At 53.3% G+C, this 25,819-nt stretch carries 18 protein-coding genes and 2 tRNA genes; 10 read left to right on the top strand and 10 right to left on the bottom strand.

Going from position 1 to position 25,819, the window contains the following annotated elements:
- Positions 1-3 precede the first annotated feature (3 nt).
- The 5 genes from J7I43_RS09275 (at position 4) to J7I43_RS09255 (ending at position 7,547) form a co-directional block, all read left to right on the top strand.
- Positions 4-726, top strand: a complete 723-nt coding sequence (locus tag J7I43_RS09275) for a DUF3823 domain-containing protein (RefSeq protein WP_209145390.1) — start codon at positions 4-6, stop codon at positions 724-726.
- A 75-nt stretch (positions 727-801) separates the two neighbouring features.
- Positions 802-2,082 (top strand): glycoside hydrolase family 71/99-like protein, encoded by a 1,281-nt coding sequence (locus J7I43_RS09270; protein ID WP_209145389.1) that lies wholly within the window; start codon positions 802-804, stop codon positions 2,080-2,082.
- Positions 2,083-2,092: 10 nt separating this feature from the next.
- On the top strand, positions 2,093-4,324 hold the full coding sequence (locus tag J7I43_RS09265; protein ID WP_209145388.1) for a GH92 family glycosyl hydrolase: 2,232 nt from the start codon (positions 2,093-2,095) through the stop codon (positions 4,322-4,324).
- A gap of 14 nt (positions 4,325-4,338) precedes the next feature.
- Positions 4,339-6,339: an alginate lyase family protein gene (locus tag J7I43_RS09260; protein WP_209145387.1), complete on the top strand. Its 2,001-nt coding sequence runs from the start codon at positions 4,339-4,341 to the stop codon at positions 6,337-6,339.
- On the top strand, positions 6,339-7,547 hold the full coding sequence (locus tag J7I43_RS09255) for an alpha/beta hydrolase family protein (RefSeq protein ID WP_209145386.1): 1,209 nt from the start codon (positions 6,339-6,341) through the stop codon (positions 7,545-7,547). The genes J7I43_RS09260 and J7I43_RS09255 overlap by 1 nt, the downstream gene beginning before the upstream one ends.
- Here J7I43_RS09255 and J7I43_RS09250 read toward each other — a convergent pair.
- From J7I43_RS09250 to J7I43_RS09220, 7 genes are read right to left on the bottom strand one after another with little or no spacing between them, the layout of a single operon-like run.
- Positions 7,527-8,249 (bottom strand): SMI1/KNR4 family protein, encoded by a 723-nt coding sequence (locus J7I43_RS09250; protein WP_209145385.1) that lies wholly within the window; start codon positions 8,247-8,249, stop codon positions 7,527-7,529. The two genes, J7I43_RS09255 and J7I43_RS09250, sit on opposite strands and share 21 nt — an antisense overlap.
- A 45-nt stretch (positions 8,250-8,294) precedes the next feature.
- Complete coding sequence (locus tag J7I43_RS09245) at positions 8,295-10,538, bottom strand: DUF4838 domain-containing protein (protein WP_209145384.1); 2,244 nt, start codon at positions 10,536-10,538, stop codon at positions 8,295-8,297.
- Positions 10,539-10,546: 8 nt separating this feature from the next.
- Positions 10,547-13,417: a tetratricopeptide repeat protein gene (locus J7I43_RS09240; RefSeq protein ID WP_209145383.1), complete on the bottom strand. Its 2,871-nt coding sequence runs from the start codon at positions 13,415-13,417 to the stop codon at positions 10,547-10,549.
- Between the two features lie 26 nt (positions 13,418-13,443).
- Positions 13,444-14,940: a glycosyltransferase family 2 protein gene (locus J7I43_RS09235; RefSeq protein WP_209145382.1), complete on the bottom strand. Its 1,497-nt coding sequence runs from the start codon at positions 14,938-14,940 to the stop codon at positions 13,444-13,446.
- A gap of 30 nt (positions 14,941-14,970) precedes the next feature.
- A complete protein-coding gene (locus tag J7I43_RS09230) occupies positions 14,971-16,407 on the bottom strand; it encodes a glycosyltransferase family 2 protein (RefSeq protein ID WP_209145381.1) in 1,437 nt (478 codons plus the stop codon).
- Positions 16,407-17,558, bottom strand: coding sequence for a HEAT repeat domain-containing protein (locus J7I43_RS09225; protein ID WP_209145380.1), 1,152 nt, complete (start codon positions 17,556-17,558; stop codon positions 16,407-16,409). Before J7I43_RS09225 ends, J7I43_RS09230 begins: the two co-directional genes overlap by 1 nt.
- 53 nt (positions 17,559-17,611) lie before the next feature.
- Entirely contained in the window at positions 17,612-17,992 is a 381-nt protein-coding gene (locus tag J7I43_RS09220; protein ID WP_209145379.1) for a response regulator, read from the bottom strand.
- Between the two features lie 544 nt (positions 17,993-18,536).
- Here J7I43_RS09220 and J7I43_RS09215 point away from each other — a divergent pair.
- The 3 genes from J7I43_RS09215 to J7I43_RS09205 are packed head-to-tail and all read left to right on the top strand — an operon-like array spanning position 18,537 to position 22,369.
- Entirely contained in the window at positions 18,537-19,796 is a 1,260-nt protein-coding gene (locus J7I43_RS09215) for a hypothetical protein (RefSeq protein WP_209145378.1), read from the top strand.
- Between the two features lie 21 nt (positions 19,797-19,817).
- On the top strand, positions 19,818-20,741 hold the full coding sequence (locus J7I43_RS09210; protein ID WP_209145377.1) for a hypothetical protein: 924 nt from the start codon (positions 19,818-19,820) through the stop codon (positions 20,739-20,741).
- A gap of 14 nt (positions 20,742-20,755) precedes the next feature.
- On the top strand, positions 20,756-22,369 hold the full coding sequence (locus J7I43_RS09205) for a T9SS type A sorting domain-containing protein (protein ID WP_209145376.1): 1,614 nt from the start codon (positions 20,756-20,758) through the stop codon (positions 22,367-22,369).
- A gap of 144 nt (positions 22,370-22,513) precedes the next feature.
- Here the strand turns inward: J7I43_RS09205 and J7I43_RS09200 are convergent, their stop codons facing one another.
- A complete protein-coding gene (locus J7I43_RS09200) occupies positions 22,514-23,395 on the bottom strand; it encodes an alpha/beta hydrolase fold domain-containing protein (RefSeq protein WP_209145375.1) in 882 nt (293 codons plus the stop codon).
- A 105-nt stretch (positions 23,396-23,500) separates the two neighbouring features.
- Between J7I43_RS09200 and J7I43_RS09195 the strand changes: the two genes are divergently transcribed.
- Together J7I43_RS09195 and J7I43_RS09190 are read left to right on the top strand one after the other, a co-directional pair.
- Positions 23,501-24,778: a hypothetical protein gene (locus tag J7I43_RS09195; RefSeq protein ID WP_209145374.1), complete on the top strand. Its 1,278-nt coding sequence runs from the start codon at positions 23,501-23,503 to the stop codon at positions 24,776-24,778.
- Positions 24,779-24,785: 7 nt separating this feature from the next.
- Entirely contained in the window at positions 24,786-25,493 is a 708-nt protein-coding gene (locus tag J7I43_RS09190) for a DUF6320 domain-containing protein (protein WP_209145373.1), read from the top strand.
- 62 nt (positions 25,494-25,555) lie between these two features.
- Here J7I43_RS09190 and J7I43_RS09185 read toward each other — a convergent pair.
- A tRNA-Leu gene (locus tag J7I43_RS09185) sits at positions 25,556-25,631 on the bottom strand.
- Between the two features lie 59 nt (positions 25,632-25,690).
- Positions 25,691-25,766: transfer RNA gene (locus J7I43_RS09180), tRNA-Leu, on the bottom strand.
- Between the last annotated feature and the right edge of the window lie 53 nt (positions 25,767-25,819).

The raw sequence follows: 25,819 nt of genomic DNA, 5'->3' as shown, positions 1-25,819 counted from the left end.
GTAATGAGAAAGATATTTTATAGCCTGTTATGTTTTGCCGCCATCGTATCCGGCGCGGCCTGCAAAAAAGACAACTATGCCATGCCCGACGCCACGCTGGAAGGTACTTTGAGCGATGGCAAGGCCGGCATGCAGCTGGAGCAGGGCGGCGGCAGCGTACGCCTCAAGCTCGACGAACTGAGCTGGAGCGCCACGCCCATCCCGATGTTCCTTAACTTCCGGCAGGACGGCAGTTTTAGCAATAACAAACTTTTCCCCGGTCAATACCGCGTTGCGCCGGTAGACGGGCCTTTTTATCCCATCGACAGCGCGGACATGAAGATCGTTGACCTTCACTCCGGCGCCAGCACCCGCGTGGATTTCACCGTGGTGCCCTACATCAACGTGGAATGGGTGACGCCGCCTTCCGTTACCGCGGACAAAAAAGTGACCGCTACATTCCGTTTTACCCGCAACGCGGCGCCTCCTGGCAAAACGCAGCCCGCTTTGCTGGATTACCAGCTGTTCATTTCCACCACGCAATACGTGGGCAACAATAACTGGGACAATACCATCGTGGGCGCAGCGCAGGCCGCGCCCGGCAAAGAAGCTACCGACGTAACGATCACTTCCACTGCGCCGATGAAATATGCCACCACTTATTACGTGAGGGTGGGCGTACGTGTGAACGACAGCTTCAAAAAATACAACTACACTACTATCAGCACTGTCACGGTTGCACCGTGATAACGCTTGTGCCGGGGCCGGGTTTTCGTGGGCCCGCCCCGGTTTTCTTTTCATTTTATTTAAACGGAATCAGGCATGATGAGCACTTTTCAAAAAGGAAGCGGCATGCTGCTGGCAATGTTATGCTTATGCGGCAGCGCTTTCTCGCAGCAGAAACACAGCAAAACGTCCTACTACAAAAGTTATAAAGGCCTCGTGATGGCAGGGTACCAGGGCTGGTTCAACACGCCGGAAGACGGCGCCGGCCGCAACTGGAACCATTGGGTGGCCAAAGGCCGGCTGGAGCCTGGGAATATCAAAGTAGACCTCTGGCCGGAAACAAAAGAATACGAAAAGACCTATAAAACGCCGTTCGTTCGCGCGGATGGCAGTCCCGCCAACGTTTTCAGTTCCTACGATGCATCTACCACAGACCTTCATTTCAAATGGATGAAGGAATACGGGGTAGACGGCGTATTTGTGCAACGTTTCGTAGGCCAGGTAAGAGGCGGCGCCAACCGGCATCACAACAACCGCGTGATGCATCATGCGCTGGACGCATCCAAAAAGTACAACCGCGCTATTGCCGTGATGTACGACCTTTCCGGGATGCGCGACAGCGTGGATGTGCCGATGCTGATCGACGACTGGAAGAATCTGGTAGACAGTCTGCACATGACGGACGGCGGCAACAAACAAACTTATCTTTATCACAACGGCAAACCGCTGGTAGCTTTATGGGGCGTAGGTTTCGCTGGTAGAAACTACACGCTGCGGAGCATCGAAAGGCTGATGGACTTTTTACAGAACGATCCCGTGTATGGCGGATGCGCCGTGCTGCTGGGCGTTCCGGCGTACTGGCGCGATCTTGCGAAAGACGCCGCCAGCGACCCGCACCTGCACGACGTGCTCAGACGCGCGGATATCGTGCATCCATGGGCAGTGGGGCGGTTTAAAAATGAAGAAGAATATGCGAACTATTTGCAGCAAATAAAAGGAGACATTGCCTGGTGCCGCGAAAATAAAGTGGATTACGTGCCAGTGGTATTCCCCGGCTTCAGCTGGACGAACATGTACCCGCGTTTCCCGCTCAACCAGATCCCGCGCAACAACGGTGCGTTTTTCTGGAAGCAAATTTCCGGGGCCATCGGCGCGGGCGCTGAAATGTTGTATGTGGCCATGTTCGACGAAGTAGACGAAGCGACCGCCATCTTCAAAATATCCAAAGATCCGCCCGTCGGCAAAAGCCCGTTCGTGCAGCTGGCCGCAGGCGAGCCGTCTGACCACTACCTGCAGCTCACCGGCTATGCCGCGAAAATGCTGCGTAAAGAAGTGCCATTCCGTGAACAGATCCCCGCCGCAAAACCGGGGAAATAAAACCATGCATATGTTTCTGAGATCGATCTTAAAAAGCCTGCTGCTGCTGGCTGTGATCCCGGTTGCGCAAGCGCAGCGGCTTACGGGGTATGTAGATCCCTACATCGGTTCCGGCGGGCACGGGCACGTGTTTGTGGGTGCCAACGTGCCGTTTGGGGCTGTGCAGGCGGGGCCGATGAATTATTACAAAGGCTGGGACTGGCTTTCCGGCTACAATTATACGGACAGTACGCTGATCGGGTTTACGCACCTGCACCTGAGCGGCACCGGCATCGGCGACCTCGGCGATGTGCTCGTGATGCCTTTCACCGGCGAGATCCGCACCGGAAAAAGCAAACAGGAAACCTACCGGAAAGGTTACGGATCGAAGTACGTGCACGAACATGAAAAAGTAAAGCCGGGCTATTATGCCGTAAGGCTGGAAGATCATGGCATAGACGCGGAGCTGACGGCCACGCAGCGCGTGGGTTATCACCGTTACCGTTTCCCGCAGGGAAAAGACGCGCATGTGATCATCGACCTGAAAGAAGGCATGCAGGACAAAAGTTACGATACCTACATCGAACAAACGGACGCTGTAACGCTGAAAGGATACCGTTATTCGCGCGGCTGGGCGAAAGACCAGCGCGTGTATTTCGCCATCAGGCTGTCTAAACCGATCGGCAAATTTGCCGTGTACGAAGAAGATTCGTTGCTGCAGGGAAACAAAGCGCAGGGCTTGTCCATCAAAGGCCTGATCAGTTTTAACACGCCGCCCGCAACGCTCGAGCTGAAGGTGGGATTGTCGCCGGTAAGCGCGGATAATGCGCTGGCGAACATCGAAGCGGAGATACCCGGCTGGAACTTCGACGGCATTGCGCGGCGCGCCGATGAATTGTGGGAGAAAGAATTATCCGCCATCAGCATCAAAACCAATAACGAAGCGCATAAACGCATTTTTTATACGGCGTTGTATCATACGATGATCAACCCGAGCCTGTTCAACGACCATGACAAAAGTTACCGCGGCGCGGACAAAAAAGTGGTGACCAAAGCGGGCTTCGATCATTATTCCGTGTTTTCGCTCTGGGATACGTACCGGGCCGTGCATCCGCTGTACGCGCTTACGCAGCCGCAGCGCGTGAACGATATGGTCAATTCAATGCTGGCCATCTACGATCAGCAGGGAAAGTTGCCGATCTGGCATTTGATGGGCTGGGAAACCGGGACTATGGTTGGCATCAGCAGCGTGCAGGTGATCGCGGAAGCGTACCTGAAAGGATTCAGGGGATTTGATGCGGAGCGCGCCTGGAAAGCGATCCGCGCCACTTTGATGTCTGACACACTGGGCCTGGGTTATGTGCGCGATTTTAAACCGATCCCTTCAGACGTGAAGGTGTTCCGCCCCGTGGCCCGCGCGCTGGAATACGCCATCGGCGACGGCAGCGTGGCCCTGATGGCCAAGGCGATGGGCAAAAAGGAAGACGCTGCGTATTTTTCCAAAAGAGCGAAAAACTATCAACTCTATTACGATCCGAAAGCGATGTTCATCCGCGGCAAGATGTCCGACGGCAGCTGGAACCCTGTTTTTGACCCGGTGAAGTCTTACCGGCCCTGGGCGTCGGATTATGCGGAAGGAAATTCCTGGCAATACCTCTGGCTTGCGCCGCAGGATGTACACGGGCTGAAAGACATGCTGGGCGGGGACAGAATGTTTCTCAACAAACTCGATACATTCTTCACGCTCGAGCCGGAGCCTGATCCGCAGGCATTGATAGACCTTACCGGCGGCATCGGGCAATATGCGCACGGCAACGAGCCCAGCCACCATATCGCATACCTTTACGCGTATGGCGGGCAGCAGTGGAAAACGGCGGAAAGGGCGAGGCAGATCATGACGGAATTTTACCACGACAAACCCGACGGCGTGATCGGCAACGAGGATTGCGGGCAGATGTCTGCCTGGTACATTTTTTCCTCCATTGGCTTCTATCCTGTATTCCCGGCGGGTGGCGCGTACGTGATCGGTAGCCCGATGTTCGACGAAGCGGTGATCCACCTGGCGGACGGAAAGGATTTTAAAGTGACAGTGAGCAACAACAGCGCGGAGAACAAATACGTGCAGGCGGTATACATGCGTGGAAAAAAATACGACAAAAGCTTTATCCTTCACAGCGACATCGTGAAAGGCGGGGAAATGAAGATCGTGATGGGGCCGGAGCCGAATTACGCTTTCGGCGCGAAACCGGCCAGCAGGCCATAATTACAGATCAGGTTATGAAAAAGATACTGACCATCGTTTTAACATTTCTGGCGGGGAGTTTGCAGGCGCAGCAATTTGTACATCCGGGTATGATGCAGACGCGCGAAGACCTTGCTTACATGAAACAGCAGGTGCTTTCCGGCAAAGAACCCTGGAAAAATGCTTATGCGAAGCTGCAGAAAAATACTTCGCTGGATTTCAAGCCTTCTCCGCGCGCGCATATTTCCATCGGCCCGTATGGGGCCAACAGCAGCGGCGGGCGCGAGCTTTCGATGAGCGCCAACGCGGTGTACGATCATGCTTTGATGTGGTATATTACCGGCAACAAGGCGTACGCGGCTAAAGCGATCGAAATATTGAACGCCTGGGCATACCGGCTTTGGGATTTCGACGACAACAACGCCAAGCTCAGCGTGGCGCTCACCGCGTATTATTTCCTGAATGCCGCGGAAATACTGAAATACAGCGATTCCGGCTGGAAACAGGAAGACATGGAACAGTTCAAACGGCTGATGCTGACGGTGTATTATCCCACGGTGAAAGACTTCTTCACGGAAGCCAACGGCAACTGGGACGCCGCGATCATCAATACTTTGCTGTGCATCGGTGTGTTTACGGACAATCGCGAGATATTTAATTCGGCGGTGGAAAGATTTTATCGCGGCCCGGGCAATTCGGGCATCACGAAATATATCTATTCCAACGGCCAGGTGCAGGAAACGACGCGCGACTGGGGCCACGTGCAGCTGGGCATCGGCGAGTTCGCCAAAGCCGCGCAGGTGGCGTGGACGCAGGGAGAGGATTTTTACGGCGCCGCAAACAACCGGCTGGCGCTGGGTTACGAATACACCGCGAAGTTTATGCTCGGTGGCGAAATTCCTGTGTACGGCGTGTTGTCGCACCGCGCAAAAGAGCATTACCGCGATATTTACGAAAGTATCTATCATCATTACCACGAAGTAAAAGGGCTGGAAATGCCTTTCACAAAAAGAGTGCTGGATGAGCATACACGCCGGGATTCCGCGGTGGACGTGCTGATGGGCATCCGCGCGCCGTTGAAAACGAAGCCCGTGAAAACGGCATTTCTTCCTTATGCGCCTTTGCGCGGCGCGCTGGAAAAGGCTGTTGAAGAAGCGCCTGCATCTTCGGTGGTGATAACTCCGGGCGGAAACATACAACAGGCGCTGGATGCGGCGGCTGGCACAGGAAAATGGGTAGTGCTGGACACGGGCGTTCATATTTTGAAAGCGCCTTTAAAAATGCCCGGCGGCGTAACGCTTGCGGGAAAAGGAAACAGGTCCATCCTCATACTTTCACCTGAACAACGCACAAAAACGATCGTGAATGCCGATTCCACGATGCACGACGTTACTATCCGCGACCTGCTGATCGAAGGGGCGGTGAGCCCGGTGACGAACAACGATCCGAATGCGGACAGGCGCAATCGTTCCTACATGAACGCTCCCAGCCGCGAAGGCATTTTGTTTATGTCCGATCGCGCGGGGCAGATGCGGAACATCCGTTTTGTGAGGCTCACGGTGCAGAACTTTACCAAAAACGGCGTGTCCGTTCGCGGGGCTGAAAATGTAACGGTGGAAGAATGCGACTTCAGCGACAACGGCTCGTCTGTTGTGCCTGGCGCGGGTTTTCACCATAACCTTCATCTCTCTCACGTACAGGGCGTTTCGGTGAAAAACAGCCGTTTCGATACATCGCCCTGGGGCAGCGGCATAGATCTGTCTTTTTGTACGAATGCGGGGGTGGAAGGAAATGAAACGGCGAGGAACAAACTTTCCGGCATCCGCTGCACCGAAAGCAGCAACGTGCGCTTTCGAAATAATCTTTCAGAAGGCAACGACGAAAACGGCCTCCGGCTGGACGCGCTGATGGACGGCGTGAAGAACTTTACGCTGGAAAAAAATATCACGCAATATAACGGCGGAGCAGGAGTGTTTATCAGTCATCCCAAAGCCGGTAAGGTATTACAACATTCAGAACAAGGAAACGGCAAATAATGAAACGGATCATTTTTTTCCTGCAGCTGTTGTGGTTCGTGCCCGTCAGCGCGCAGGACCCTTTCAGGGCTTATCTTTCGAGCGTTCCGGAAATTGTTTCGGTGATCGGCGATACGCTTACCGGCGAAGGCGCCGAAGCGATCGTAACACGCAAGATCACTTTTACATCGCGGAACGGGGCCAATACGGTTTACGCCGTGATGGCTTTCCCCGCGCGTGAAGGCAAATATCCCGGCATGCTTTTCCTGCATGGCGGCGGCAGCCGCGCGGAAGATATGCTGGGCCGCGTACAGGATTATGCGCGGCGTGGTTATGTGGCGTTGGCGCCCGATCTGCCGGGCATTTGCGGCAATGGGAAAACGCCCCATTCCACCGGTCCCTGGAAATCGCGGCCCAATGGCGAAGCCCCGCGTTTCGACCTGGCTAACGGCCCTGAAAGCAGCACGCTTGCGGACGCGATCGTCGCCGGGCTGGAAGCCTTCAACCTGCTGCGTTCCCGCCCGGATGTGGATGTAAAACACATGGGCATCACGGGATTTTCCTGGGGCGGTTATTCCACCACCATGCTGACCGGCTTGCTCGGGAATAAAGTACAGGCCGCGTATTCCGTGTTCGGCAGCGGTTTCTACGACCTGGGTTCTTTCTGGAAAGAGATCATCGCGCAACTGCCGGAGGCCGACCGTAAAACCTGGCTGCAATATTTCGATGCGGGCAGGCGCGCCAAAAACATCAAAGCGCCCTTTTTTATGGAAGCCGCTTCCAACGACACCTACTTCTGGCCGGAAGCCGTGATGGCCACGCTCGGGCGGATAAAGGGAGAGAAGAACCTCGTCTGGGGCCCGAACATCAACCACAAACAGATCCCAGGCGGCGGGAAAATGCAGGAATTATATTTTGATTATTATCTCAAAGGAAAAGGGCAACCCTTCGGAAAAGTGGAAGCGAAGCCGGGAAAAAAGCACGTAACAATAACGGTGCGAATGCCGAAAGGAATTACCGTTGATTCGGTGATGTTGTACTGTGCCGCTCCGTCGGCGGACTGGCAGCACAAAAAATGGACTGCAGTGCCCGCGCAAAAATCCGGGAAAAAATATGTTGCTGAAATTCCCGCCGGCAGCGATCATTGGTTTGCATACGTGGGAGATTCGCGGGGCGTGGCTTTGGCGAGTTTAATGCACGGGCCGGAATTACTTTTGCCGGTGAAATAACCAGTGCAGGAACCCTTGTTTTACTTTCTTTTCAACCACCCATACGGGTTTGTCCTCAAACCGGATGATCCTCGTGTTAGGCCCATATTTCCCCCATGCAAAACCGGCTCCATTGGGTGCATTGGTAAGATCCGCGATCATGAAAAGTTTGGGCAGCGTTCGGATAAATTCCGGCGGGAAGCCGGGATCTTTTTCATATTGTTCCATGATGCCATTTTTCGTTTCCCAGATATCAAAAACGATTTTCTCATGGACCTGGTCCAGGTGGGATTTTTCGAGTAATCTTCCGTATTCGTCCAGGTGTGCGATAAATTCGGCGAGGTTGTTTGAATGTTTAACGAGAACGGCGGGGTCGTGGCAAACATAATACACCGGCCCCCATTCTCCCGAAGCATTAATGTCCACGATCCAGAAGTTTCCAAAACCATCGCCGCAAAGCTGGATAGCATGAGGAAACAGGTCCTCCATCCCAAATTCCAATGAATCGAACCGCCCTTCTTCCATTGCATAAAATTCGAAACCTCCCGCAAAACGCAGCAGCTCCTCGATTTCCGCGGGTATAAAATTACCTGGCAAACGTTGCCTGAGCGCATTGATTTCTTCATCGGATAGCCCCGGTTGCAACTCAATGGAATATTCTTCGCCGTCTTCGTTTTCGTAAGTTTTGCCAAGCATGGCCTTTAGCTGTTCGAGTGGTTTCATTTCACCAGGTTGAGGGGATAATGACCTTAAGATAAAGAAATGCGGCTAATTCACGAACACTTCATCGCAGCAAATCGCGGGTTTTTTGTCATTCCCGCGCCACAGCGGCATTTTGGGCAAACATTTCGCGGTAATCCTCACAAATCTCGCATCCGGCGCATTCACCGCCAGTTTGAACGTTTCCACGCGCGCGCTGAAATCTTCTTCCGTTACGGCTTTCACCGCCTGCTGTGTTACCTGCCGGAAAGACCGGCCGTCCGCGGAAACTTCAACGCTGATCGCCGTCGGGAGAAAAATATTGTGTCTTGCGTCCTGTAAAAAATTAAGTTGAATATGGCTGAGTTTCTGCGCCCGTTCAAGGTCGATCGTTGCCACGAGGTCGTTGCCATAGATGAAAAGCCAGTTCAGTGAAAAATCTTTCCCGCCAACAAGCCCGTCTGTAAGCGTGGCTTCTTTTTTTGCGGTGTATTCCGGCGTGAATGGATATTGCAACGTTACTTTTTTGCGGAATGCCAGGCTGGATTTCCATGGGCGCGCCAACAGCTCTTCCCATTCCTGTTGATATGCTTCCGGGCTGACGCCGCCTTCGGAAAGCTCCGTTACACCGGCCTGTTTTATTTGCTGCGTGAACCGTTTTACTCTTTCAGCCCACTTCGGATTTGGGGCAAAACCATTGCCGGAAGGCACGAGGTAGCCGTATTTTGCCGTTCCGTATAACCGTGACTGCTGTAACGCCGCATATTCCAATGGAAGTCTTGCCCTGTAAACCTTTTCCAGCAGCTTCGCATCGTCTCCCGCCGCTTTTTCAGCCTGGTCGAGCAAGGTGGAATATTCATCGATGAAAGCCGGGACGAGGTAATTGTTGCGATCGTTTACCGGGCTGCCGTAAATGTCCAGCGGGGCTTTGGAAGTTTGAAGGTTCCGGGCGAGCGCTTCCAGGTATTTTGTAATGAAAGGCGCGGCCGGGCCGTAATAGCCGTTCATGAAATCGCTGAAAACATTGTCTGTAGAAATTTTGGGCTGCCACAATGCATTCGCCTGCAGGTATGCGTTCAGTTCCGACATATCGGAATACGTGCCGCCGCTGCCCTGGGAGAACACGCCCGTTACGCCGTTGTCCGCGAAATATTGCAGGTTCTTTTGCAAAAGGAAATAATCCGGGAAAGGCGCAAGATAATTGGTGAATTGCGTGGTATAGTCCCAAACGAAAATGTTATTGGAAATGTGTTTCCAGTCCGCGAGCGCTTTGCGGAAAACAGCGGCGGACGGCGCATCGGCAAGTGGCTGGTTGCGGTAAGCGTCGATGCTGCTGAGCATGATCACCACGTTGGAAGCCGGTTTGGTGCGTGCCGACGGCTGCAGCGTGTACGTATAAGCCAGCGTGGTGAACTGTTGCGCTGGAAATTGCGCGGCTACGCGGTTCACAAAACGTATCAGCGAACCGGAATGACTGCCTTCTTCTTTATCCGTCAACGCGCATTGGTCGCAGGTACAATAACCTGTGCCGTCTTCCGGCGAAATGCTCCAGTACAGCGCATCCGGGTTGTTTGCAACCGCTTTCCGGAAATAATCCGAGACGATTTTGAACACCTGTTCGTTGCTCAGGCAAAGCTGGGTGGCCTGGCGTTTGCCGTTCACCAGCGCAAAATATTCCGGGTGCGCGGAAAAATATTCTTTCGGCGGCACGAGCTTAAAATAGGAATGCCCCCAAAGGCCCCAGAGGTCTTCAAAACTATGCAGCTTGTGCCATTCCTGGTATTCGGCGTCCAGCGGGGCGGGGTAGTAGGTTTCGCGGTACACGAACTGCGGCTCCTGCCGGTCGAGCAGCTGCGGTTTTATATTGATCGTTTTTTTGGAAGGCACGAATGCCGGTCCGGCGGCGTATTTGCGGCAGCCGAAATATTGTTCCAGCAATGTATACACGCCATATACCAAGCCTTTCCCGCTGCCGCCGCGGATGTAGAGGTGCTGGTCGTCTGTGGCGATGAGAAATCCTTCTCCTTTTAATTTGTCCGCCCCAAACGTTTCCACGTGCCCTGTGTTGCCGATAAAAATGGCCGCATCTCCTTCGTTGTAGGCATTTTCGCTGATCTGCGCGGGCGTTGCGCCGGATATTTTCCCGAGATAAGTTTTCAATATCATTGCCGCGCGTTTTTCCGCGGGCGTAGCGTCTGCCGGTAATACGATCTTATGACGGGCCTTCCCGTTTTCCACCAGCACGATGTCTTTGGCCGCATGACAGCCGGGTTGCAGGAAAAGCATGAGCGTAAAAAAGAAGGTGTTCATCATGTGCGCCATCAGAATTTACGTTGTACGGTGATGTAGATGTCGTATTGGTTCTGGAACCGGTTATCTTCGATCTTCTGGTTGATCCAGGTACCGAAAAGGCCCAGTGTAGTGCGGTAACGGATCGTTTTCTGGTAGCCCGCCGCGATGCTTCGCGTGAGCAGGCCGCTCAGCTGCGGGAATTGTACCAGGCGGCTGCGGTCGTCAGGCGAAGTGCCGAGGCCGGCGATGAGCGAAAGATAATCCTGGCGGCGGTTCATGTAATAACGCGTCGTGAGGTTGAAGGAGGTGTTGAAATCCCCTTCATCGCTGATGAAATACGCGCGCAGGTTCACCCAGAAATCCCCGAAAGGTTTCGCGACGGAGGTAACGCCGGTGATCACGTTCGCGCTGTCCGTCAACAGGTAACGCGCGCCCAGTTCGCCTTCTATTTCGTGGTTGAATGTTTTGAAAATGGAATAGGCGAGCCGCAGCCGGGGAAACACGATCTTGTTGCCATAAGCCGCCAGCGCGTAGGAATACAGTGTTTTGTTATGCGTGTAATACAATTCCGCTTCGCCCATCAGCCCGGTTCCTTCCTCGCGCCCCGCATAATTGGCGCGCGCCGCCCAGGAGCCTTTTTTGAAGAAACGCCGGTATTCTACCGTGGCAATATTGTAATTGGTGCTGGCGTAGTCGTAATTGGAATTGAGATAAAAAAGGCCGAACTGGTTCTTCAAACCTTTAGACGCCATGAGGTCCGCATAATCTTTATTGTCCGCCGTGGGGAAACGCCTGGCCAGCGTGTCCGCCGCGCGGGCGGCGGCTTCATAGTCCTGCAATCCCTCCAGGTTCAATGCGCGCCGCTGGAGGAAATTTTCGCTTTCAGGGTAATATCTCAATGCTTCGTTGGCATATGCCAACGCACTGTCGTACGACTTCCGCGCATAAAGAATGTTCATGCTGTTCAGCAACGCCAGCGAATCTTTTTTGTTGATAGCCAGCGCCTGCTGGAAAATGGGAAAAGCACTGTCCGGCCGGTTGTTCCGCCAATGGGCGAGCGCTTCGGACACAAGGCCTTCCACGTATGCGGCGCGATATTTTACGGTGTAGGGATAACGTTGCATCAGCTGGTTGTTGATGACGTTCGCGTCCGCGTATCGTTTCATATCGGTGTATACGGAGGCTTTTTTCAGCAGCATATCCTTGTTGTCCGGCTCGAGTTGCAGGGCAACATCCGCATAATAGATCGCGCTGTCGTATTGCTGGCGGGCGGATTCAAGATTGACGAGATAATTGAGCGCTTCCATATTGCCGGGCTCGTTGTCCAGCACGAGCGTGAATTGCCCTTTGGCGAGCGTGTATTCTTCCGCCTGCATGAACTTTCTGCCGGCGGTGAGGTGCATATCGGTGATAAGGTCCGTGTAGCGGTGATTGCCGGGAAACCTTGCCTGCAGCCCTCTTGCAATGTCCGCAGCTTCGTCGTATTGCCCTGTTTCGGCGAGTACGGAAGCTTTTTTCATGAGGAAACACGGGTTGGAAGGATGGGCGGCGATGGCGGTATTGAGCACTTCGAGCGCGCGGGGGTAATCTTTTTGAGTGATGTAGGCGTTGGCCGTCATATCGAGCGCGGCGGTATCGGCGGGGTTTTCGCGGAGGGCGCTTTCAAATTCCGCCAGGGCCAGATCGTATTGCTGCTGTGCGAGATAATCTCGGCCGGAAGCAACCCGGAGGGTAATGTACCGCTGGCGTTTTTCTGCCGTGGGCGCAGTGTGCAGCAGGCGTTCGGCTAAGTTTGCCGCTTCGCCGAATTTGCGGTCGCTTTCCAGTACGTCCAGCTTGAGCGATTGCAGGCGCTGGTCGTTCGGATTGTTTTTTAATCCCGCGTTGATCCATGCCAGGGCTTCGCGGTACGCGCCGCGCGCCATGCTCAGGCCGATCACTTTGTCCAGCGCTTCCCGGTTGCCGGGATTTTTTTCCAGGATGCCGGTATACAACATATAAGGATCGGTATTGGCATACCAGGAAGCGGCTTCCATGCGCAGGGAAACGTCCAGCCCGCGTGCTTTTGCGTCGCCGGGGTAATTTTTCAGGACCTGTTGCAGCACGTTCAGCGCTTCGGGATAGTTGTGCATGTCCTGCAACAGGCCGAGCTTGCGCATCAGCAGGTCGTAAGAAGCCGGGTTGGTGGCCAGCTGCGCGTTCACCTGTTCCAGCGCGCGTTCATAACTGCCGCTGCGCATGTACATGTTCGTAATGGCGCCGGTGGCTTCCTGGTTGCCGGGCTGCATGGCGAGCGCTTTTTCGTAATGCTGCTCTGCCAGCGAAGGAATGCCGCGCTGGCGGTAGAAATGACCGGCCAGGAGGTAATGGCCCACATAGGCTTTGCGAACGGAAGTATCGCCGGGGAAGGTTTCCAGCAAATTTTCAGCAAACACGTTGCCGCCCTGGAAACGTTCGGTTACGTCCAGGATGCCGAGCCTTTTGAGCAGAAATTCCTTATCGCCCGGGAATTGTTTTAATGCATCGTTCACATACTTTTCCGCCTGCGCATATTGCCGCGCCAGCATCTCTATATTTACCGCGTAAAGGTATGCGTCGCGGTAATTGGGGCTTTTCCCGATCACTTTGTGCACATACTGGCGGGCTGCGGGGAAGTTGTTGGTGAGCATGTAAAGCCGGCCGAGCAGCAGTTCCTGGTCGGTGAAATCGGGCCGTATTTTCAACGCCTGCTGGCTCAGATCGATCGCTTGCCGGTATTGCCCGGCGCGGGTGGCCCGAACTGCTTCCGCGTACAATTCGTCCGCATCCTTGTTCTTTTTGGTGTTGAATATCTGCGCCTGCGCCAGGGTGGCGAAGCTGAGCAAAAGCACTGTCAATAGGTAGCTGATCGTTCGTTGCATATGCTTGTATGGATGAATGTCGTAAATCATGCGGTTTGTACTGTTCTGCGCCCGAAGCCCTGCCGCTGCATATTTCCCCAGTTGGATTTTTTGCCGGTGAGGAAAAACCAATATCCCCTCAATGCAAAAAACACGATGAGCGGATGGTAAATGATCGGTTCCAGGAAAGCCATCAGGGCCAGGCCCATCACTTCCCGCCAGGTTTTATAATACCGCAGCGTGAGCTGGTCCCAGCAAATGGCGATGGTCGTGATCATCACTGAATAGAGGTATACGAAAGCCAGCAGGATGACGGCAAAATCCCAGTTGATGCTGTTCGTGATAATGAGATAGACGTAATACAACAGGCCCGTGAACTCGATGATAGGGGCGAGGAACTCGAACAGCAGGCTGCAGGGCAACACCACGAGGCCCATTTTTTTATAACGCGGGTTGAAGATCATTTTCCGGTGAATGGTGATGATCTCCGCCATACCGCGGCCCCAGCGGGTGCGCTGGCGGCTGAAGACCTTCATGTTGGGCGGCCCTTCCGTCCAGCATTGCGTGGTGGGAATGTAACGCACCGCGTAACGCATTTTGTTGTCGATCATGTACTGGCACATACGCGTTACGATGTCCATGTCTTCTGCGAACGATTTGTGGTCGTACCCGCCTGCTTTGATGGCGATCTCCTTGTCGAACAGGCCGAGGCCGCCGGAAACGTTCGGCACGCAGTTGATCATGCTCCAGCCCATTTTGCCGAGCACGTAGGCGCGGATATACTCCATTTCCTGGAAACGCGGCAGCAGCTTGCGCGGCGGCCTCACCCGCACGATCACCCCCTGGTCTATCTCGCAGTCGTTCGCCAGCCGCAAAGTAGCCCCGGCCGCTATCACGCGCACCCCTTCTTCGATGATGTGCACATACCCGCATTCCGGGCAAGGCTCGCCCACCTGCTGTATTTTGTTGTATTCCTCTTCCATGAAGGGTTTGATGAGGCGCAGCAGTGTGTCTTTTTCGATAATACAATCCACGTCCGTACAAAGGAAATAATCGTACGCGGCGGCGTTGATGCCCGCGTTGGAAGCGTCCGCCTTGCTTTTGCCGTTCACTTTATCGATCACGAGCAGTTTGTCGTACGCTACGTTGGTCGATTTAAAAAGCCTTTTGACCGGCTGCGTTTTGATACGTTCGTTGTAAGCGAAGGCTACTTCCCGCAGCTCGAATTCGTGGATCAGCTTTTCCAGCGTATCGTCGGTGCTGCCGTCGTTGACGATGATCACTTCAAAACGGGAATAATTGAGGGTAAGCAGGGAACGTACGTTGGAGATGATGGTGACGCCTTCGTTGAAAGCGGGCGCTATCACTGAAATGCCAGGGGCCAGGGCGGAGTTGAGCAGGCAGGTGTAATCGGTATTCCTGTCTTTCCGTTTGAACCGGACCACGCCGCGGAAGGAAAGCAGCGCCAGCAAGGCATACATGATCAGCATGGCGAGGCCATAAAAAAAGATCGATCCTTCGTAGAAATTCCTGAACAGTTCCATGCGCTGTTATTATGGTTAAAATGCCGGCGGCTACCGGTTCGGCGCCACCTGGAAGCCGCGGCGCTGCATATTCCCCCAGCCCGCTTTTTTCCCGGTCAAAAAGAAATAATACCCGCGGAGCGAAAAAAATACGATCAGCGGGTGATAAAGGAAAAACTCGAGGAACGGCGTAAGGCAAAGCAATGCCACGTCGCGCCAGGAGTTGTAATATCGGAATGTGATCTGGTCGTACAGGATGGCCAGCGTCGTGATCATGATGGAATAAGTGTACACGAACACCAGCAGCACCAGGGCCGTTGGCCAGTTGATATGACCCATGGCCACCATCACGATATAATACACGATGCCGGCGAATTCGATGATGGGCGCCAGCAGCTCGAAGAAAAAGTTGTACGGGAACACGATCATGCCCATTCTGCCGTATTTCGGCTTGAGGAACATGCTGAAGTGGGTGTGCATCAGCTGTGCGAGGCCCCTGGCCCATCGGGTGCGCTGCCTGCCGAATATTTTGATGGTGGAAGGAACTTCCGTCCAGCAGAGGGTTTGAGGGATGTAACGGATGGCGTAAGGAATTTTATTGTCCTGCGCGTAGCGGCACATGCGGGTCATCAGCTCCATGTCTTCCCCGAAAGAAGTATGGTCGTACCCCCCGCAGCGGATGGTAATTTCCTTGTCGAACAGGCCCAGGCCGCCGGAAACGTTCGGCACGCAGTTCATCAGCGTCCATCCCATTTTCCCTAGCACGAAGGCGCGTATGTATTCCACTTCCTGGAAGCGCGGCAGCAGCTGTTTCGGCGGCCGCACGCCCACCATCACGCCCTGGTCGAATATGTTGGAATTGGCGACGCGCAACGTGGCGCCGATAGCGATCACCCGTTTTTTCTTTTCTTTCATCACCGGTTTGATCAGCTCGATGATGGTGTTTTCGTCGAGCACGCAATCCACGTCCGTACATACGAAATGATCGAAAGCCGCGGCGTTGATGCCCGCGTTCACCGCGTCCGCCTTGCTTTTGCCGTTCACTTTGTCGATGATGGTGAGCTTGGCGTAGGCGGGATCGGTCGATTTGTAGATCTTTTTCACCGGCCGCGTCTGGATCTTGGCGTTGTACGCAAAATCCACGGGTACCAGGCTGAATTCCTTTATCAGCTGTTCCATGCTGTTGTCCGTACTGCCGTCGTTCACCACGATGATCTCGTACCGCACGTATTTTAAAGTCAGCAGCGAGCGCACGTTGTAGATAATGGTGAGCCCTTCGTTGAAAGCGGGCGCTATCACGGAAATGCCCGGCGCCAGGGGAGAAGTGAGCAATACGTCGCCGCCCTGGTATTTTTCAGACATCACCCATTTTCTCACCGCGATCAGCGAACAGATGGCCAGCACGGCGTAAGACACAAGCAGCACCGCACCGTAAATGAATACGGCCGTTTCGAAAAAGTTACCTGCTATTTCCCAGATCCGCTGCATCAGAATTTGATTAATGGGTTCATACAATGTTTCAGGATCAGCTGGTTTTCGGGGGTAGATGTTTCCATTAGTTCCCCGATCAGTTCGCTGCCTGGCGGCTCGGTATTGGTGAGCGATTTGGCGGCGTGTTTGCGCAGCTCGAAGTCGGTAGACAACATAAATTCCTGCCGGAGAAATTCGGTATGTTTCCCGCTGCCGATGCGGCCGAGCGCCTTTAAGATCTCGATCTGGCAATTAAGCGGCTGGTTGTTGTAGATGTACACCAGTTTGTCTTCCACGTCGGCGATCTTCATTTTGCCAAGACAGTTGATGGCTTCGGCGCGGAGCAGGTGGTCTTTGGTATCCAGCAGTTTGAGCACGGCGGGAATGGCTTTGAGCTGGTTGTAATGCACCACGAGCTTCAGGCAGAAGGATATGACGCTTTTATTGCTGGAATAGGTGATCCACTGCGCGAAGTTGGGAATGGCGATGTGGCGGGTGGTGGTGATGATGCGGAAAAGCTCCACCTGGTCCCAGAGCAGCAGCGGCTCGGTGGCGAGGTCGAAAAATTTGAAGGGCTCGTTTTTCGACAGTTTGATATACGCATGCCTCGCGGCGGCGCGCAGTTCGCGGTTGCGCGAATTGGTGAGGGGAAGGATGATCACATCAGCCACGCCTATTTCCATGCTGCTAAGCTCGTTGAGGGCGCGTACTTTGCGGTTCCATTTGCGGGACTTGAGTTTTTTGAAGCTGTCTTTGTCCAGTTCGAGCAGCAGGTAGAGCGTGCGGATCTCGTCGCCCATGGCGCCGCGGACGTTGTTGCGGTAGTTGAGCAGGCGGTCGATCAGCACCTGGCGGCCCCAGCGTTTGGAGAACTGCGGCAGATGAAAGGCCTCTGCGGCGGTTTCGGCGGTTTGCCCGGGCGTTTCAACGGTTTCGGGATCTTGGGAGAGCACGTTTTCGATCAGCAGGTCGTCGATCAGCTCGTTCAGCCGGGTGATCTTTTTATCGCGCTGCGAGCCGCGGAAGCGGCGGCGGAGGATGGAAAAGTAAGCGAGCAGGGTGAGGGTAACGGCCACGAAAACAAATATGATCGCAACCTGTATGATCAGCGGCGCATAGCGGAATTCAAAAAAAATACTCTCCAGGAAGTCTAGCAGAGAAAAGTTCATATACGTGTTTTTCAGTAGGATGTTGCTGCGGGTCTGTAGCGTTTTGGTGCGGTTCAGGTGGCTTCTTCGTTCAACAGCCGCCGTATGCGCATCAGCAGTTCGGCCGGCAGCACGGGTTTTTTCAGGAAATCGTCTGCCCCGAGCTTGAGGCCTTCGTTGATCATATCGTCTACGCCGGCGTTAGAAAGCAGTATCACGGGAAGTTTCCTGCCGCCGGGGAGATTGCGCACGCGGCTCAGTATTTCGAAGCCGTTCGCGTAAGGCATCATGATGTCGGTGATGATCAGGTCGAAACCAAACCCGGTCTTTTCCAGTATCTCGAAAGCCTCCTTTCCGTTGCGAACGTGGTCAACCTGGTATGCTGCCTTTTGAAGTATTCTTTTGACGATGGTAGACATCACCTCGTCGTCTTCGATCAGGAGGATTTTACTCATAACGGATTAAAATTTAACGGCCCCGGCTTTTTCATAGTAACAACGATACCGGCTATCCGGTTTTAATTTTTTATTGTGACTCTCTTAGTTCTATGGCTGTCAACAAGATATGTCAAAAATAAGGCCTTATTACCTGTTTCGGGCAAATCGGCAAAGAAATTTACGAAGAATGGCAATAACCGGATGTGCGGAATGAAGGATTGATTTTCAATAGTACGGTTTCGCAGGGAACGTTCCCATTTTATCCTCCCGTTAAATTTTCTCGCCGGCACGCATCTGCGAAAGAAATTCCCGATAGAAAAATATCCGGAATAAAAAATCACACGCTCGTAGCAGAAAACTACAACATCGGCTTTATACCTTTGCGCCTTGCCTATACCCAAAATATTAACCACATCCTTTTTAGAGAAATCCATATAGAGAATTAAGGCAAAAAATTAATACTAAATAAACCGAAACCGAATACCGTATTCCTATTACCGTCAGTTCGCCTGAACTGGCAAAGCAATTTATTTTTTCTATTTAAACCGTAAAGTACACCTGCATGAAACATTTATTTCTTGCTGCGGCATTGCTATTGCTTGGCAGTGTTGCTTCCGCACAGCTGAAAGTCGGCACCAATCCCAGCCGCGTCAACAAATCCTCTATACTCGAACTGGAAAGCACCCGCCAGGGTTTGCTGCTTCCCAGGATACCAGGCGCCAACCTGGCCGATGCCCCGCTGAGCACCGCGCCGGACGGTATGATCATTTACGTGCCGGATTCCGCCAGCCTCTTCATTCGTAAAAACGACCTCTGGCAGAAAATGAGCGTAGACAGCGTGGCCAACGCCGCCAACTGGAACGTACTGGGCAACGCCGGTCTTGATTCTACCAAAAACTTCCTTGGTACTACAGACCAGCAGGCGGTGATCTTCCGCACCAACGATGAAGAACGCCTCAGGCTGACCGCCGGCGGCAGCATCATCGTGGGTAACAACGTGATCCCCGAAGGTACCGACCAGGTGCAGGTGATGGTGATCGATCCCACTACGCGCACGCTCATGCAAAGAACCATCGCCAAATCCGCGTTCAGCAACGCCATCGTTCAGATCAACGGGTTGAGGGACACCGTGCAAACATTTCGTATAGACAGCGCCGTTACCTCCGACATTACCATCACTTCCGCGGTGAACGGCACCACCGGCGATGCGGAGCACGTGTTTAACATTCCCACGCAGGAAGGTACCAGCGCGGTTTCCCGCGGTTTCCTCTCTTATAACGATTGGGTGCGTTTCGATTCCGCCGCAAAATATCAGATACTCGCTACCGCGTACAGCAGCGACGTTTCCGCTACCGGTCTTAGCATCAACGGCGATTCCGTTCGCCTGCATCCCGCGGACGAATCCAATCCCGGCGGCGTGTCTATCGTAGCGCAAACTTTCGCCGGCGCCAAAAACGTGCGCGATTCATTGAGCGTAGGTCTCGCGGCGGGTACCGCCCCCAACTCCACTTTCCAGGTGAATGGTTCCATGTCTGCCGCCATCACGACGGTAACCGGCGACCATACGGCCGGCGAATCGGATAATACCATTCTCGCCAACACGACCACCGGCGCCATTACCGTTACGCTTCCGGCGCCTACCACCATCGCGGGCAGGATATACACCATCAAAAAGATCGGTACCGGCGGCATCGACAATGCGCTGACCATTCTGCCCACCGGAGGCAGCATCGACGGTAACGCCGATTACATCATTTACAACGACTGGACGTTCGTGACCTTACAGACAGACGGCACCAACTGGTACGTGATCAAAAAATAAGGCTTCACCAAACGATCAGCTATGAACATACGACCATACGGTTGGATGCCGTTGCTGCTGCTCGCCATTACGGTGATCCCTTCCGCCCTCCGGGCGCAATTGAAGCTGGGCGAGAACCCGGCGAGTATCAACAAATCTTCCATACTGGAGCTGGAAAGCAGCAGCCAGGGGCTTTTACTGTCCCGCGTGGCAGACACGACGTTGAGCACCCTGGCTGCCGCGCCCGACGGCACGATCGTTTATTACACGCCGCTGAACAGCATACTTGTCCGCAAAGAAGGGTACTGGCGGCCGATGACGGACGCGGTTACCGGGTGGCTGCAGGGCGGCAACACGCTTCCCGCGCTGGCCACGTTCGGCACGGTAAACAACCTGGCGCTTCCGTTCGTCACCAACAACCTGGAAAGGATGCGCATCACCGCAGACGGACGGGTCGGCATCGGCACTGCATCGCCTACAACGGTAATGCATATACGTACCGGCCAGCCGGACGACAGCGGGCTGAAGCTCGAGAACCTGACCGCATCTTCCGCCATTACGCCCAATGCCGCGGCGCTGGGCATAGATGGAGACGGAAAGGTGGTGAAAACGAACAAGGTAGTGTATTACAGCGGCGGCGCGGGAGCAAACGGCGCAACGGGCGGCAGCGCCGCAGTGGAAGAAGTAACGAAAGTGTGGGTGGCCGATGTGCCCAATACCAGTTCCGGTGAACAGACCATCAATTTCCCGGCTAACATTTCTTTCGCTAACGTACTGAGCATACAGGTAACGGCAAAAGGAGGGACAGACGTTGGAAATGCGCCCATCGCGGTGGTGACGGGCAATACGAACGGCAGCGTAACGGTACGGGTGATGGAAAGCGCGGATATCAATACACCGCAGTTCGCGCTCGAGCCGCATACGGACACGAACACCCGGCTCTACATTCGTGTGGAAGGGAACTAAACCATTTAATACGTTTGTTGCGTAAACTTTACATATCATTCATATGCCTGCTGTGCGCGGGCCAGGCCATTCGCGCGCAAACCGGCGTATTTATACCGCCGGGCGCGAACGTGATGGCGCACCGTGCGGATACGGTGTCCATCTTCAGCAATGTGACCAACCAGGGACGCTTTGGCAGCGCCACCGGCTCGGCGGTATTGTTTTACGGTGGCCTGTGGAGCAATACCGACGAGGCTTTGCTGCCGGAAGAACGTTTTTATGATCCTGCGCTGCCGCCTGGCGGCGGCGTATTCAGGTTCATGCAGCCATTGACCGGCGAGGGGCGGCAAACGATCTTCGGCGGGTATAATTCCGCTACCGGCATCGGCGCCAGTTTTCCGAACTTATATATCAACAACCCCTCCGGCGTGCAGCTGGCGGACCTCAGCGATCTGCGCATCCGTTATAATCTGCATTTCGAGAGCGGGCACCTATACCTGAACGGTTGGGACGTTGCCGTTGGGGGCGAGCCCACCGGCAGAAGTAGCATCACAGGCTATACGTCCCGCCGTTTTATCGTAACCGGCACTTCGCCTTACGGCGGATATTTATATCTCTACAACGTGAACGCCGCAACAGGAGAGGTGGTTTTCCCCATCGGCACAGGCACGGACAGTTATACACCGCTCGCCTTGCGGTATAACGGTCGGCGGGCAGACAACTTCCGCGTGAGGGTGTTCGACAATGTGTACGCCAATGCCCAAACCGGCAGCAGGCTTGAAGGAAATCTCGTGCCGAAGACCTGGCAGATCCTGCAGAACGGGATACCGAACGGAGACAGCATCGCCGTTTCCCTTCAACACAACGCCGCTGATCAGAACACGGGTTTTACCGGAAATATCGACAGCAGCTTTATTTCCCGCTACAGCCCCGTTTCCGGCTGGGACACCGTTCCGCGAACGGGTTTTTCGCAGCCCGGCACGCTCACTACCGGCAACCCGCTCAGGCAGGCGTATATGCATTCGCGCACGCTGTCTGCCACGCCGGGCGGAACTTTCCTGTCGCTGTTCGCATTGAAGGTGCCCGAGGCGCCCGGCTTTGAAGTATCGCTGATCTTCGACGCCATACGTCGCGACGTACGGCAGGTGCAGGCCACCTGGCTCACCATGCGCGAGCGCGACGTGCAGCATTTTGAGCTGGAACGCAGGCTGGAGCATGAAAACGACTTCCGCGCCATCGCCGTCCTTCCCACGCAAAGCCCCACCGGCAACAGCAACGTGAACCGGCAATACCAGTTCATGGACGATAACTATTACGGCGACATGAGCTACTACCGGCTCAAAACCATCAGCCGTAACGGAGACAGCACGTATTCGCCCATCCGCTCCGTGCCCGGGAATTTCAAGATCACCGCATCTCCGAACCCGAACCGCGGGCAATTTACCATCACACTCTCCGGCGTACGCAACCTGCTGAGAATGGATGTGATCGATATCAAAGGGAAGGTGATTTATACGACGAAAATTACCGGCACCAATATGTCCGTGAATGTTGCCAATGCGGCCGTGGGCGTATATTTCCTGGTGTTCTACGATACGGATAACAATAATGTGATCGTGGACCGGCAGAAGATCGAGATTATTAAATAATTAAAAGCCGGGCTGATTAAAAGCGCGGTTTTTTTACATATTGAAAATCGGGAAGCCGGTGTAGCCTTTTCTTCGTTCCCGGTGAAACGTCCAACCGTGTAGTATTTTCCACAATGGGCTGCCTGGCCCGGCCATTTTCCGTATTTAACCCTGGTTAACCAGGTCAATGATCTGCTGCCGGGCTTTTTTCGATTCGGGGAAATTTAAAAGCATCCATGCATGGACCATTTCGGGATATTCATGATAATCCAGGGCAACTCCTTTTAATGAAGCCATGCGTTTTAGTTTTCTGGTATCGGCGGCCAGCAACTCGTGAGATCCCGCAAACACGGTGATCCTGCCAAGATTATCCAGCGGACCGTTAATCGGGCTCAGCAGGTAATAATTCGGCGGGGTGGAACCGGCATACAGCCTTCCCGCCTGCTGTAGGCTCTTTTTCCCCAGGAAAGGGTCAAGTTGGTCGAGATTATTTATTTCGGGATTTTCCAGCGTTATGTCCAGCCATGGGGAAAGTAATATGATCTGCCCGGGTACAGGCATGTTTTCAGTTTTTAATTTCTGGGCCAGCGCAAGCGCAAAACCGCCGCCTGCCGAATCTCCCATAACGACGATATCCGAATGGGAATACATCGAAAGCATTTGTTTGTACAATGTTTCGACCATAACAAAAGCGTCCTTATAGGTATATTCCGGCGCCAACGGGTAATCGGGGGCGATGATTTCCGCGCCTGTTCCATCGATCACATCAGACAGGAAATACCAGTGCGCCAGCGTAAAACACTGAACGTAAGCGCCGCCATGCAGGTATAAAATATGTTTCCCCGTACTGCTCCCTCCCGGTGGTTTTAACGAAAAATACTTCCTGCCGTGCAGCTCATCGCGCTCGATGCTGTGAAATAAAGCAGCGGGCGGTTCGGGGCAATCAAACCGGTTGAACCTGCCTCTTTTCAGCTGCCGGCCGAGAAATCCCTTTTTGTTGACCAGCCGTAAAAGACCTGTAAAAATTCTGCTTTGAAAACTTGCCAAAATAATATGGTTAACGTAATGAAAGGAGATTTACTGAAGGTACTTAAAAGGGCACTATAATTGATCTTGAAAGGCATATCTCTCCAAATATGTTTACTGTTGTTTATGAAACCGCCCATTCATCATAACGACCTTTGGTTCCGGCTGGACAATGCCGCAAAGATTTACCCGGCTATAAGGGACAGGGAGTTGACCTCGGTTTTCAGAATCGGGGTGGAGCTGAAAGAACGTATCAGGGCAAAGGAAATTCTGGAGGCCGTGAACGGGATCGAAAACAGGTTCCCATATTACAAAGTAAAATTGCGGGCCGGGTTTTTCTGGTATTACCTGGAGCCGGAAAATCTGCCTGTTGCGGTGGAGGCGGATACCGCAACGCCTTGCCGTTCCTTCGAAAAAAATGAACTGATGTTCCGGGTGCTGGTGAGGGAAAACAGGATCAGCGTGGAGTTTTCCCATATCCTTACAGATGGCACGGGAGCATTTGAATTTCTCAAAACCCTGCTGGCGGTTTATTTTGAAAAATGTTGCCTGCCAGTGCCGCCCGACTTTCATCATTTCGACGCGCGGGAAGCGCCGCATGCCGAAGAATCTGCCGATGCATACAACCAGTATTTTAAGAAGATCAATGTCAGGCAGTTAAAAGTTCAATCGGCGTTTCATGTTCCTTTTCAACTGAAGGGCCATCCCCGTTTCGATGTGTTGAAAGCGGTTGTGCCCAGCAGGGACATTGTGGACGTTGCCAAAAAATATAATGTCAGCCTTACCGAATATCTTACGGCGGTGTATCTTTATTCGTTGCAGCAGCTGTACGAAGAACTTTCCGAGTTTGAAAAACGCACAAGCAACAAAATACTCCGGATCGAGGTGCCGGTCAATCTCCGGCGGATCTTTCCCTCCCGTACCATGCGAAATTTTTCCCTTTATGTGATCCCCGGTATAGATTTGCGGCTCGGGCATTTTACGTTTGAAGAAATAGTGAAAACCGTATATCATCAGATGCAGCTGGAGACGGATAAAAAGCTGATCAGCAAAATGATCTCGCGTAATGTAAGCGGAGAGCGGAACGCTTTTCTGAGGAGAGTACCGTTGTTTATCAAATCTTTTATCATGTCGAGGTTATATGCTACCGGCACCAAACAATACAGCGGGGTAGTTACCAATCTTGGGAAGGTGGACCTGGGAAAGGACGTAAACGCATTGATCGACAAATTTATATTTATCCCTCCTCCGCCCAGCAAAGTATTAAAAGTCAATTGCGCGTTGGTGGGATTTGAGGATAAACTGGTGTTGGCTTTTGGCAATATCACGCGCTCGAGGGAACTTGAGAGGATATTTCTTTCTTTCCTCGCAAAAAGCGGCATTCCTGTAAAAATCTATAAATAATAACGGCATGTATTGTAAAAACTGCGGTGTAGAACTGGAAGATGATATGCCGGTATGCCCTCTCTGCGGGAAACCTGTCAATGGTCCGCATGATGCTGTTCAAAGTCACGCTTCCGCATTTGATAAACAGGAGATATATCTTCCTCCTTCCGTAAGCAGGAAACGAAAGAAATTTACATGGGAGATCGTTTCCCTGGCGCTCGGGTCCGGCATCGTGGCTGCGTTCATCGTTGATTTTATTATCAGTCATGGCATTACCTGGTCCGAATACACGACTGGCATAGGGGTCGTGATATTTTGTTATGTTTCGGTTTTTGCCTTCTGGAATAAGGATGCTGTGCTGGAGATAGCGGGAGGATTTATTTTATCCGGCATTTTTCTGTTTATCCTGGATATCATCACGAGTGGCGTCAACTGGGCATTCAGGCTGGCAATACCATTACTTTTGTGCCTGAGCGTGATAGCAGTGCTTTATATAATGGTTGTCAGATCGGCGAGGTACAAGGGCATCAACCTGATAGCCTACGCGTTTTTGGGTGCTGCGTTGTTATGCCTGTGTACGGAAGCGATTATTTCCCATTTCAGGAGCGAAATATGGCGTTTAAGCTGGAGCGTTATCGTGTCCGCCTGCCTGGCACCGGTTGTTATGGTATTGCTTTTTATTCATTTCAGGTTGAAAAAAGGGAGGGACCTTGAAAGGGCATTTCACATTTAAAAGGTGGTTAAAATAAAAAGCCTCCTTGCGGAAGCTTTTCTAACCTGTTGATTTTCATTCTGTGCGGATGAAGGGACTCGAACCCCCATGCCTCGCGGCACCAGATCCTAAGTCTGGCGTGTCAAATCAAACTGCCGCCGGATCAACTGCTTTAAATAACAAACGGGAACACTCGCCAGAGTATTCCCGTTATTTCGTGCGGATGAAGGGACTCGAACCCCCATGCCTCGCGGCACCAGATCCTAAGTCTGGCGTGTCAAATCAAACTGCCGCCGGATCAACTGCTTTAAATAACAAACGGGAACACTCGCCAGAGTATTCCCGTT

The organism is Chitinophaga chungangae (genome assembly GCF_017742215.1).
In the GTDB taxonomy this organism is placed as follows: domain Bacteria; phylum Bacteroidota; class Bacteroidia; order Chitinophagales; family Chitinophagaceae; genus Chitinophaga; species Chitinophaga chungangae.
This window is presented reverse-complemented; position numbering and strand designations above follow the sequence as displayed.